Origin of the sequence: Sphingomonas sp. (assembly GCF_013812825.1) — a bacterium.
Lineage (GTDB): Bacteria > Pseudomonadota > Alphaproteobacteria > Sphingomonadales > Sphingomonadaceae > Sphingomicrobium.
The window spans coordinates 1-11,328 of sequence record NZ_JACCSU010000011.1; the positions used below are offsets into that span (position 1 = coordinate 1).

General features: G+C 68.4%; 13 protein-coding genes. 7 read left to right on the forward strand and 6 right to left on the reverse strand.

The genetic code is table 11. The features are described 5' to 3' along the window. The 3 genes from cobT to H0T81_RS01105 all read left to right on the forward strand — a co-directional run. Positions 1-1,619 (forward strand): cobaltochelatase subunit CobT (cobT, locus tag H0T81_RS01095; protein WP_294008967.1); only part of this gene is annotated, 1,619 nt, incomplete at its 5' end. Between the two features lie 160 nt (positions 1,620-1,779). Beyond that, complete coding sequence (locus H0T81_RS01100) at positions 1,780-2,706, forward strand: esterase-like activity of phytase family protein (protein WP_294008969.1); 927 nt, start codon at positions 1,780-1,782, stop codon at positions 2,704-2,706. Positions 2,707-2,716: 10 nt separating this feature from the next. Next, a complete protein-coding gene (locus H0T81_RS01105) occupies positions 2,717-3,379 on the forward strand; it encodes a Fe2+-dependent dioxygenase (protein WP_294008971.1) in 663 nt (220 codons plus the stop codon). Positions 3,380-3,390: 11 nt separating this feature from the next. Here H0T81_RS01105 and H0T81_RS01110 read toward each other — a convergent pair whose 3' ends face one another. Both H0T81_RS01110 and rpmB read right to left on the reverse strand, forming a co-directional pair. Continuing rightward, on the reverse strand, positions 3,391-4,617 hold the full coding sequence (locus H0T81_RS01110) for an esterase-like activity of phytase family protein (protein ID WP_294008973.1): 1,227 nt from the start codon (positions 4,615-4,617) through the stop codon (positions 3,391-3,393). A 33-nt stretch (positions 4,618-4,650) separates the two neighbouring features. Continuing rightward, positions 4,651-4,944: a 50S ribosomal protein L28 gene (rpmB, locus tag H0T81_RS01115; RefSeq protein ID WP_294008974.1), complete on the reverse strand. Its 294-nt coding sequence runs from the start codon at positions 4,942-4,944 to the stop codon at positions 4,651-4,653. A 198-nt stretch (positions 4,945-5,142) separates the two neighbouring features. On the opposite strand from rpmB, the gene H0T81_RS01120 reads away from it, so the two are divergent. After that, the gene (locus H0T81_RS01120) at positions 5,143-5,442 is read left to right on the forward strand and encodes a hypothetical protein (RefSeq protein ID WP_294008975.1); all 300 of its coding nucleotides are present in this window, start codon (positions 5,143-5,145) and stop codon (positions 5,440-5,442) included. Positions 5,443-5,512: 70 nt separating this feature from the next. Further along, positions 5,513-5,941 carry a nucleoside deaminase gene (locus H0T81_RS01125; protein WP_294008976.1) on the forward strand — a complete coding sequence of 143 codons (429 nt, stop codon included), beginning with the start codon at positions 5,513-5,515 and terminating at the stop codon, positions 5,939-5,941. 10 nt (positions 5,942-5,951) lie between these two features. On the opposite strand, the gene H0T81_RS01130 is transcribed toward H0T81_RS01125, so the two are convergent. Beyond that, a complete protein-coding gene (locus H0T81_RS01130; RefSeq protein ID WP_294008977.1) occupies positions 5,952-6,614 on the reverse strand; it encodes an OmpA family protein in 663 nt (220 codons plus the stop codon). Between the two features lie 127 nt (positions 6,615-6,741). On the opposite strand from H0T81_RS01130, the gene H0T81_RS01135 reads away from it, so the two are divergent. Beyond that, positions 6,742-8,085 carry a hemolysin family protein gene (locus H0T81_RS01135; protein ID WP_294008978.1) on the forward strand — a complete coding sequence of 448 codons (1,344 nt, stop codon included), beginning with the start codon at positions 6,742-6,744 and terminating at the stop codon, positions 8,083-8,085. Positions 8,086-8,090: 5 nt separating this feature from the next. Here H0T81_RS01135 and H0T81_RS01140 read toward each other — a convergent pair whose 3' ends face one another. The 3 genes from H0T81_RS01140 to purD all read right to left on the reverse strand — a co-directional run bounded on the left by H0T81_RS01140 (position 8,091) and on the right by purD (position 10,274). Next, positions 8,091-8,588, reverse strand: coding sequence for a hypothetical protein (locus tag H0T81_RS01140; RefSeq protein ID WP_294008979.1), 498 nt, complete (start codon positions 8,586-8,588; stop codon positions 8,091-8,093). Positions 8,589-8,700: 112 nt separating this feature from the next. Next, a complete protein-coding gene (locus H0T81_RS01145; protein WP_294008980.1) occupies positions 8,701-9,018 on the reverse strand; it encodes a hypothetical protein in 318 nt (105 codons plus the stop codon). After that, positions 9,015-10,274 carry a phosphoribosylamine--glycine ligase gene (gene purD / locus H0T81_RS01150; RefSeq protein ID WP_294008981.1) on the reverse strand — a complete coding sequence of 420 codons (1,260 nt, stop codon included), beginning with the start codon at positions 10,272-10,274 and terminating at the stop codon, positions 9,015-9,017. The genes H0T81_RS01145 and purD overlap by 4 nt, the downstream gene beginning before the upstream one ends. Here purD and xseA point away from each other — a divergent pair. Then, positions 10,267-11,328 (forward strand): exodeoxyribonuclease VII large subunit (gene xseA, locus H0T81_RS01155; protein ID WP_294008982.1); only part of this gene is annotated, 1,062 nt, incomplete at its 3' end. The genes purD and xseA overlap by 8 nt on opposite strands.

The following is an 11,328-nucleotide window of genomic DNA, read 5'->3' on the forward strand; positions in this document are numbered from 1 at the left end:
CTCTCAGGCTCCGCCACCACGACGCCAGGCTGCACGCGTCCCACGTGCCGATGGATGTCGAGGCGCGCTCGGTGTTCGATGCGCTCGAGACGGCGCGCGTCGAGGCGCTCGGGGCGCGCTCGATGGGCGGGGTGAAGGCCAATTTGTCGGAGCTGACCGAAGCCCGCGTACGCGGCGATTCGATCACTCGCGCGCGCAACGCGGCCGAGGTGCCGCTGGCGACCGCGGTCGGCCTGATCGCCCGCGAGCGCCTGACCGGCGAAGCCCCGCCCAAGGCCGCGCTGTCCGGCCTGAAGCTGCTCGCCCCATGGATCGAGGACAAGGCCGCCGCCGAGCTCGACGCGCTGGCGCTGACCGTCGACGACCAGGCGGCGTTCGCCCGGCTGGCGCGGCGGCTGCTCGAAGACCTCGACCTGGCGGCGGCCGAGGACCCGTCCGAGCAGGACCCGGAAAAAGGCGACGACGGCGACGATCCCGAGGACGGCGGTTCCGACGATGCCAATGAGGAAGGCGACGAGGGCGCTCCTTCCGGAGGCGACATGGAGCGCCGCGGCGAGGAAGCCGACGACGGCGAGGACCAGGAGCAGGGATCGGACGACCTCGAGCTCGGCGACCAGGATGCGTCTCGCGACGACGACATCAACGATAGCGCCCAGGCCGCGGCCGGCCGGCGCAACTGGGAGCTGGCTCCGGAGACCGACTACCGCGCGTTCACCACCCGCTTCGACGAGATCGTCGAGGCCGAGGACCTGTGCGACGTCGAGGAGCTCGGGCGGCTGCGCGCTTATCTCGACCAGCAGATGGCAAGCTCGCAAAGCGTCGTCACCCGGCTCGCCAACCGTCTTCAGCGGCGGCTGATGGCGCAGCAGTCGCGAAGCTGGGAGTTCGATCAGGAAGAAGGGATGCTCGACGCGGCGCGGCTGGCCCGGGTGATCGTCAACCCGGCCCATTCGCTGAGCTACAAGATCGAGCGCGACATGGAGTTTCGCGACACGATCGTCAGCGTCCTCATCGACAATTCGGGCTCGATGCGCGGACGGCCGATCGCCATCGCCGCGATCTGCGCCGACATTCTCGCCCGGACCCTCGAGCGCTGCGGGGTCGCGACCGAAGTCCTCGGCTTCACGACCCGCGCGTGGAAAGGGGGACAGTGCCGCGAAGCCTGGCTGGCCGAGGGACGACCCGGGAACCCGGGCCGGCTCAACGACCTTCGGCACATCGTCTACAAGCGCGCCGACGAGCCGTACCGGCACGCGCGCCGCAACCTCGGCCTGATGATGCGCGAGGGGCTGCTCAAGGAAAATATCGACGGGGAGGCGCTGCTGTGGGCCCACCACCGGCTGATCGCTCGGCCCGAGGAGCGGCGCATCCTGATGGTCATCTCCGACGGCGCCCCGGTCGACGATTCGACCGCGTCGGCCAACGGCGGCACCTATCTCGAGCGCCACCTGCGCCAGGTGATCGAGTGGATCGAGCGGCGCTCGCCGGTCGAGCTGATCGCCATCGGCATCGGCCACGACGTCACTCGCTATTACGACCGGGCGGTGACGATCATGGACGCCGACCAGCTGGCCGGGGCGATGATCGAGCAATTGGCGGGACTGTTCGAAACCGGCTGAGCGGGGCTGGGCACAAAAAAATGGGCCCGGCGCAATTTCTCGCGCCGGGCCCCCCTCGTTACGCGACGCGAGGGAATCAAAATCGGGACGGGGAAAGGGGAAAACCCCGTACCTTGAAGGTGTTATGCGTGATTCGCAGCCAATGAACCCTGAACGGCGAATGCAGCCAAAGTTCAGGAATCGGCGGCTCGCCGCGGCGCTGGTCCTGCTCGCGGCGATCGCCTCGTTCGACCTCCTGCTCGCCCGGCTTGCGGACCGCGAAGAGCTTGGCTGGCGAGCCGCTCGGATCGAGTCCCGGCCGGTGCGCCTCGATGCACGCGCGTTCGCTCCACTGCGGCTGGCGGGAGCGTGGCGGCTGACCAGCACCGACCCGCGCTTCGGCGGCGTCTCGTCGCTGGCGATCGAGGGCGGGCAATTGCTCGCTCTGACCGACGCCGGAGCGCTGATCCGCTTCCGGCCGCGCGAGAAGGACGCCCGCATCGGCGAGCTTCCCGACGGCCCCGGAACCGGCCGGTTCAAGAGCCATCGCGATTCCGAGGCGCTGGTCCGCGATCCCGCCGGCCGCGGCTGGTGGGTCGCCTTCGAAAACCGCCACGAGTTGTGGCTGTTCGACCCGGCCTTCGGCCGCGCGCTCCAGCGAATCGACCTCGGCCGGCGCGGCTGGCGCGTCAATCGCGGCATCGAAGGGGTGGTCGCCGACGGCGCCGCGCTCCTGCTGCTCCACGAGGATGGCGACCGTCTGCTTCGAATTACCGGAGCTCGAGCGCGGTCGATCGCCATCGGCAGTGCGGGCGGCGCCATCTCGGAGGCGGCCGCGCTCGGCGCCGAGCGCTATATCGCGGTCGAGCGCCGAGTGACTCCGTTTGGCTTCCGCAATGCGCTGGTGTCGCTGGAAAAGTCCGGCTCGGGCTACCGCTTCGGGCGCCGAATCGCGCTGCCGCTCGGTCCATTCGACAATGTCGAGGCGCTCGCGGTCGAGCGTCGTGCCGAAGGAACGCTGCGGCTGTGGCTGATGACCGACGACAATTTCCAGCCGCCGCTGCGGACCTTGCTCATCGCCCTCGACTGGCCGCCGCCGCGCCAATAGAAGCGGCGCGATGTACCGTGTGCTGCAAATCCTGACCGATGCCGAGGTCGAGCAGTGCCGCAAGATCGCGGCCGCTGCCCCGTTCGTCGACGGCCGCATCAGCAACCCGCACAACACCGCCAAGGCCAATGAACAGCTGCATGACGCGGCCGCCTATCAGAAGAGCTCGGAGCTCCTGAAGCAGGCGATGGCGCGCAGCGAGGAATTTCGCGAGTTCGCCTTTCCGGTGGCGATGGCGCCGCCGATGATGACCCGCTACCGGCCCTCGATGCGCTACGGGGCGCATGCCGACGCGGCGTTCATCCAGCTGCCCGGAGCGACTATCCGAAGCGACTTGAGCTGCACCATCTTCCTGAACGACCCGAAGGATTATGATGGCGGCGAGCTGCACATCCGGATCGGCGATGCCGACCTGACTTTCAAGCTGCAGCCCGGAGAGGCGATCGTCTACCCATCCGACACGCTGCACCAGGTCGAGCCCGTCACCAAGGGCGAACGACTGGTCGCGATCACCTTCATCCAGAGCCGGATCCAGGACCCGTTCCGGCGCAATCTCCTATTCGAGCTGAATGAGGTCGCGGCGCTCGAGGGGCTGAAAATGGACCCGGAGAATTTCAACCGGCTGCAGCTCGTGCAGCAGAATCTGCTGCGCTACTGGGGCGAGAAGCCGTAGGTTTGCGCGCTTCAACCGCCAAGCGGCGATGCAAAGCTCAATCGGAAAAAGCGCGTCGCCTTGTCTTGAACGCCGAAGTCATTGTCGCTGACTAGAAGCAGGCTTCGTTCCGACAGCGGGGTCATTCCCTCGATGTCCGCGCTCACTTCGGGATGGTCGTCGCTCGTGAACAAGAGCTGTTTGGCGAGGACGGGCAAGTCGAACGGGCCGTCCATCGCGCTCAGCTCCTCGATCGTCGGGCGGGTGTCGACGTCGAGATGCGCGGCGGGCACGCGCAGCTCGTCGGCAAGCTCGATCCGATAGATTTTGCAGGTTTCGGTGCTGCGCTCGAGCACCAGCAGCGAGCGCTCGCCGACCGCGGTCAACTCGCAAATCTTCAGGTCCTTCCAACCGAGCTTTTTCTTTTCCACGTCGCGCACGAACGTGTCGGGCTCGTCGAACGGGTAGAGATATTGGGCCAGGACCCGGCCGTCGCGATCCAGCTCCCACAGCCGCACATGCCGGGCCCGCTCGAAGGCAGTCTTGTCGGGGTGGGATAGCGGACTTTGGAAGGCGAGGAACAGCCGGTCCTCCGACGGCGACGCCGCGACCGCTTCGAAGCCGCGGTTGAGATGCCGCCGAGCGGCAAGCGCCGGAAGCGCCTCCTCGACATGATCGGCGTGGGCAATCGCCGATCCCTTCGGGACGAGGCGCCGAACGACCCGGCCGCTCGGGGCGACCTGGACCAGTGACGGGCCATATTCCTCGCCGACCCAAAACCCGCCGTCGGACAGCGCGGCGATGCCTTCCGTGTCCATTCCGAGCGGGTCGGGCGGGATCGGCCGGCCGTCGAAGTCAAACGCGGGTTCGCACTGGAAATGATCGCCGTCGGGGACCGGGCAGCCGGGGATTTGCGTGCCGCGGGCATCGGTCAGCCGGACGATCCCGTCCAGCTCGACTTGCTCGCCGTGGATCCGCAGCCTGGCGAGATATGGCCCCAGCTCGAGGCGCGGCATCAGCTTGGCATCGGCTTCGCCCCGGCAGCTTTCCGGTGCCTGCCAGCCGTAGTCGTCGATCGCCGTCCTGAGCTCCAGGTTGGGGCCGCGGTCGGCGATCGCCCAGACAAATTCGCCCCCGCTCCGATCCCTCGACAGGCCGGAGCCGATGCCGTGGCGGATGACCAGCTTGCTGCCGGGGAAATCCACTTCAGCGATGGGATCGTCGCGCCATCGGAGCGGCACGACTTCGACCAAATCCATCGGCGGCCAACGAAGCTCGCCGGCCGCGGTTGCTTAGGCGGTGGCCTCTTTCGCCTTCTTGGCGATCGCGCGCTTCAGTTTGCGCGCCTTGACCGACAGCTTGTCATCGCTGGTCTTGGTCAGCCAATTGTCGAGCCCGCCGACATGCTCGACCGAGCGCAGGCCGTGGGTCGAAACCCGCAGCTTGACGCTTTGCCCGAGCGCATCGGAGATCAAGGTCACATTCTGCAAATTGGGCAGAAAGGTCCGCTTGGTCTTGTTGTTGGCGTGGGAAACATTGTTGCCCACCTGCCGGCCCTTGCCGGTCAGCTCGCATACCCGCGACATGGTGTTTCAATCCTGATTTGCCGGATTTGGCCTGATTTACCGAGCGCGCCAGGCGCCCGGAAAGAGCGGCCCGTTAGCCGCTTGCGCCAGGTGCGTCAACTTGCGACAGGGGGAAACTCGGCAGCCGTTTTGCGTTATCCCACCAGTTGCGTCGAAGCAAAGTTTGCGTTGGAGCAACGCGCAGTCAGGAGAAAGCGCATGCGAGCAATCCTCCTTGTCCTCATCCTGGCCGTGGTCGCGATCATCATCGCGATCGCCAGCGGCTTCCTCGACATCAGCCAGGTGCGCGGCGCCAGGGCTCCGGACATCGATGCGAACCGCAGCGGAGTGACCGCGAGCGGCGGGCAGGCCCCCGCGTTCGACGTCGAGACCGGCTCGGTCTCGGTCGGCACCCGCGACGCCAACGTCAAGGTGCCCGAGCTCCGGGTGAACCCGCCCGCCAACGACACCGCTGCCGCTCCCGCCGGGAACCAGGCCGCTCCCGTCAACCAGATGTAAAAACGGCACGGCTGACAGCGCGGCCAGCCTGCGCTAGCCGCCCGCCATGAGCTTTCCGCTACCGCCGCCGATGCGCCGAGCGCTAGACCTCGCCGCCGAGGCCGCCGAGGCCGGCGAGGTCCCGGTGGGAGCGGTGGTGACCGTCGGCGATCAAATCATCGCCGAAGCGCGCAATTCGATGCTCGGCGAGATCGACCCGACGGCGCATGCGGAGATGGTGGCGATCCGCGCGGCGGCCGAGCGGCTCGGCAGTCCCCGTCTCGACCAGTGCACGGTCTGGGTGAGCCTGGAGCCGTGCGCGATGTGCGCGGCGGCGATGGCCAACGCCCGCATCGCCGCGCTGCGCTTTGGCGCCGAGGATCCCAAGGGCGGCGGGGTGATTCACGGCGCCAGGATTTTCGCCCAGCCGACCTGCCACCACCGGCCCGACGTGCTGGGCGGAATCGGCGAGGCCGAGGCGGCTGCCCAGCTGCGCGATTTCTTCCTCGCCAGACGCTAGTTTGGAGCCGCTAGCGCAGCGGCACCACCTTGATCTCGACGCGGCGGTTCAGAGCCCGCCCGGCTTCGGTCACATTATCGGAAATCGGGTGGTTGGCCCCAAACCCGCGGGTTGCGATCCGGGCGGCCGACACGCCCCGCGCCCGCAACTGCCTGGCCACCGATTCGGCGCGCTTTTGCGACAGCGCGAGATTGGACGCCGGGGTTCCCGTGGCATCGGTGTGGCCGAGCACGTCGACCAGGCTCCGGTTGAACGTTTTCAGGGTCATTCCGATCTCGGACACGGTCGACAGGGCCTGCGGCTTGATCTCCGAGCTGCCGACGTCGAAGGTGCCGCTGGCCGGCAGTCGCAGCAACAGCAGTTCGCCGGAACGGATGACGTCGACCCCGGTCCCCGCGGTCTGGCGGCGAAGCTCGATTTCCTGCCGTTGCACATAATCCCAGGCGTCGATGTTGGTGAGCGGCCGGATGCCTGCCGCGCGCGCCTTTTTGACCCGCGCCGCACGTCCCCCGATCAGGTCGGCGTGCACATAAGCGGGTACCACCGGGACAACGATCGCCGGCGCCGGCGGCGGCGGCGGGGGTGGTGGAGCAAAGGGGCCCAGGCCGCATCCGGCGGTGGCCAGCAAGGGTCCGCTGATCATCAGCGCCACGAGGGTGCGAATAAGGCGCATTGATGATTCCCCTTGCGAATGTCCGCTAATGGGCTTGAAACCGGTAACCATCACTGGTGGTTCCGAAGGTGAATCGACCGCGCGCTTGTGGTCGACCCCAGATGAAGGCTAAATCGCCGCTCCGCCCATGAGCGATCCCCTGCTTCCATTTCCCTGGCTCGACCTGGTCTTCATCCTCGCTTTGATCGCCCTCAACGGCGTTCTGTCGATGAGCGAGCTGGCGATCGTCTCCTCGCGCGAGGCGCGGCTGAAGGCGATGGTCAAATCCGGAAGCTCCGGCGCGCGGCGGGCGCTCGAGCTCGCCTCCGAGCCGGGCCGCTTCCTGTCGACGGTGCAAATCGGAATCACGCTGGTCGGAATCCTCGCCGGCGCTTATTCGGGAGCGACCTTGGGCGTACCGGTCGCGCAGCGGCTCGAATTGCTCGGCATGGAAGCGACGACCGCCAGCACCGTCGGCTTTGCGATCGTCATCGTCGTCGTCACCTATGCGTCGCTGGTCATCGGCGAGATCGTCCCCAAGCAATTCGCCTTGCGCTCGCCCGAACCGATCGCCGCGATCATGGCCCGGCCGCTCGACTGGCTGTCGAAGATCACCGCGCCGTTCGTATGGCTGCTCGACACGACCAGCGCGCTGATCTTCAAGGCGCTCGGGCTCGACCGCGAATCCCGCAACCAGGTCACCGCCGAGGAATTGCATCTGGTGGTCGCCGAGGCCCAGACCGCCGGCGTTCTCGAGGAAAGCGAGCGCGCGATCATCTCCGGAATCGTCCGGCTCGCCGACCGGCCGGTGCGCGAGGTGATGACTCCGCGGATCGAGGTCGACTGGATCGACGTCCACGCGACCGGAGACGAGATCCGCACCGCGCTGCGCGAGATTCCGCACAGCCGGATCCCGGTCGCCGACGGCTCGGTCGACAATATCATCGGAGTGATCCAGGCGCGCGACCTGTTGACTCGGGCGCTCGACGGCCAGCCGCTCGAGCTTCAGTCGCTGTGCCGGTCGGCGCCGGTGATCCCCGATCTGATGGACGCGATGGATGCACTCGCGGTGCTTCGCGCCGCCGACGTCCCGCTCGCCTTGGTCCACGACGAGTACGGCCACTTCGACGGCATCGTCACTCCCGGAAGCATCCTCGCCGCCCTGGCCGGCGCTTTCGCGCACGACATCGAGGACGACGAGCATCCGCCACTGGTTGAGCGCGAGGACGGAAGCTGGCTGGTGTCGGGTGCGGCGAGCGCCGACCTGCTCAGCGACCGATTGGGAGTGCGCCTGCCCGAGGAGCGCGATTTCTCGACCGCTGCCGGCTTCGCGCTGTCGGTCCTCAAGCACCTCCCCGACACCGGCGAGCGCTTCAAGTTCGACGGCTGGTCGTTCGAGATCGTCGACATGGACGGCCGCAAGATCGACAAATTGCTCGCCTCGCGCACCAAGGCCAGGAAGCGCGACGCCAAGGTCGAAAGCGTCGGCTGACCGGCCTACAGCTTGCCGAACTGCTGCTCGAATCCGTCGACGTCGCCGCGCGCGAGATAGCTGGCCTGCTCGACGATCCGGTCGCGGCGGAGCCGGCCCCGGAACGGACCCAGTTGCTCGTCGATCATGTCGATCTCCTGCGGGGTCAAATGCGCGAGCTGCTCGAAGCGGGTGAAGCCGCGAGCGCGAAGCATGTCCGCCAGCCGCGGGCCGACGCCCTTGATGCGCTGGAAATCGTCGGCGGAAGGGCCGTTGGAAAGATGCTTGTGAACCGGGGCGCCGATGATCTCGCCCGACACGTCGGACGCCGCCGCTGCGGCCTCGGAGGCGATGTCGTGCGCTTGCCTTTTGGAATCCCGGCTCCTCGCCATGTGCGGGCGCAGCGGCGCGCTGTCGGTCAGCCGGACCCGCTGGCGCGGCCGGAAGATCAGGAAGCCGACGACCAGGCCGATGACCAGCGCGACCAGGATCGCCGGCCAATACTCTCCGAACAGTTCAATCATCCCCAACTCCACTCGGCATTGGCTCGTCGCCGAAGCTCGACCAGATAAGCGGTCAGAAGCCCGACCAGGAAGCCGGTCAGCGACATCGCGCAGGCCTCGACGATCATCGGGATCATCGGACCTGCTCGGCGGCGAGGCTCGGCGGAGTCGCCCAATGAACGCTCGACACGCCCGGGATTGCATCCAGGATCCGGACCAGCTCGCGCTGCTGGAAATCGTCGGCGGGACCGGACAGGACCAGCTGCCTGCGCAGCGGCTGGCGCTCGAGCCTCGCGCTCACCGCGCCCATCTCCTGCCGCTTGAGCTCGGCCCGGACGGCTGTCTCGATCTTGGCCGAAAGCTCGTCGCCGGCGCCCAGCGGACCGTGCCACAGAGCGGTTTCCGCGAGCACCGCGGCGACACCGAGCGCGAGGATCAGGTTGCGGTTCACGACGCCCGCTCCAGCTCTCGCCAGCCGATGTCGCGGCGGTGGAAACCGTCGGCGAAGTCGATCGCGTCGACCGCCCGGTAGGCGCGGGCGCGGGCGTTGGCGAACGTCTCGGCGACCGCGGTCACGGCGAGCACCCGCCCGCCCTTGGCGATCAGCTCGCCGCCGCTGCTGCTCGCCGTTCCGGCGTGGAACACGGTCACTCCCTCGACCCGCTCGGCCGCCTCGATCGCCCGGATCGCGCCGCCGCTCGCCGCGGCTCCCGGATAGCCGCGCGCGGCGACGATCACCGTGACCGAATGCCGCCCCGACAGCCGCGGCGGTTCGATTTGCGCCAGCCGGCCGGTCGCCACGCAATGCAGCAGCTCGGCGAGATCGCCTTCGATCAGCGGCATGATCGCCTCGCACTCGGGGTCGCCGAAGCGGACATTATATTCGATCAGCCTGGGCCCCTCGCGGGACAGCATCAGGCCCGCGTAGAGCACGCCCGAAAACGGCGTTCCGGCCGCTGCCATCGCCCGCGCCGTCGGCCGCACGATCTCGTCCATCGCCTGGGCTTCGAGCTCGGACGTCAGCACCGGCGCCGGGCTGTAGGCGCCCATGCCGCCGGTGTTGGGGCCGGTATCGCCCTCGCCGACGCGCTTATGGTCCTGCGCCGAAGCGAGCGGCACCGCGGTCTCGCCGTCGACCAGTGCAAACAGGCTGGCCTCCTCGCCGTCGAGAAACTCCTCGATCACCAGCGGCCCGTCGCCCGCGGCGTCCACAGCAGCCTCGGCTTCGGCCAGGGTCATTGCGACCGTCACTCCCTTGCCGGCGGCGAGCCCGTCGGCCTTGATCACCACCGGTGTTCCGAACCGGTCGAGCGCTGCGCGCGCTTCGGCGAGGGTCTCGACGCGCTCGTAGTCGGCGGTCGGGATCGAGTTCGCCTTGCACAGATCCTTGGTGAAGCCTTTCGATCCTTCGAGCCGGGCGGCGGCGGCGCTCGGTCCGAACACCGCCAGGCCAGCCGCGCGCAGCGCATCGCCGACGCCCGCAACCAGCGGCGCCTCGGGCCCGATCACCACCAGGCCGATCGAACGGCTGCGCGACAGCTCGGTCACCGCGCGCGCGTCCATCGGGTCGACGGCGACGCACTCGGCCCAGCGTCCGATGCCGGGATTGCCGGGCGCGGCGATCAGCTCGCCGCAGCTTGGCGATTGCCTCAGGCGCCAGGCGAGCGCATCTTCGCGGCCGCCCGAACCCAACAGCAGGATGTTCATGGACCTCCCCGACGACACGGCAGACGACAGCTCCGAGCAACTGAGCGCCGGCCTGTTAGCCGAGGTGGCGGCCGGCGACAATTCGCCGCCGCTGACCGTCAGCGAGCTGTCCGGAGCCCTGAAGCGGACGATCGAAACGGCGTTCGACCGGGTTCGCGTGCGCGGCGAGATTTCGGGCTTCAAGCGCCATGCGTCGGGCCATTGCTATTTTACCCTGAAGGACGACTCGGCGTGCATCGATGCGGTGATCTGGCGCGGCCAGGCGGCCGCTCTCGCATTCCGCCCCGAGGACGGCGCCGAGGTCATCGCCACCGGCCGGCTCACCACCTACGTCGGCCGTTCGAAATACCAGATCGTCATCGATCGGCTCGAGCTGGCCGGGGAGGGCGCCCTGATGGCGCTCCTCGAGCGCCGTCGAAAAGCGCTCGCCGAGCAGGGGCTGTTCGACTCGGCCCGCAAGCGCAAGCTGCCGTTCCTGCCGCAGCTCATCGGGGTCTTGACCTCGCCGACCGGCGCGGTCATCCGCGACATCCTTCACCGGCTCGAGGCCCGCTGCCCGACGCACGTCATCGTCTGGCCGGTTCCCGTCCAGGGCGAAGGCGCGGCGGGCAAGATCGCGTCGGCCATTCGCGGCTTTGCCGATCTCGCCCGGCGACCGGATCTGCTGATCGTCGCCCGTGGCGGCGGCTCGATCGAGGATTTGTGGGCGTTCAACGAGGAGGAGGTGGTGCGAGCGGCCGCGGAATCGCCGATCCCGTTGATCTCGGCGGTCGGCCATGAGACCGACACAACGCTGATCGACCACGCCGCCGACTTGCGCGCTCCTACTCCGACCGCCGCCGCCGAGCTCGCGGTTCCGGTCCGCGCCGAGCTGTTCGCCCAGCTCGCCGACCTCGGCGGCCGGGCCGCGCACTGCCTGGGCTCCCGAGCCGACCGCGCCCGCGAGCGCCTCGATCTGACCGTCTGCCGCTGGCCGAGGCCCGAGACCTTGTTCGCGCCGGCCGCTCAGCGCAGCGACGAGCTCGGCGAGCGTCTGCCTCGCGCGCTCGCCGCG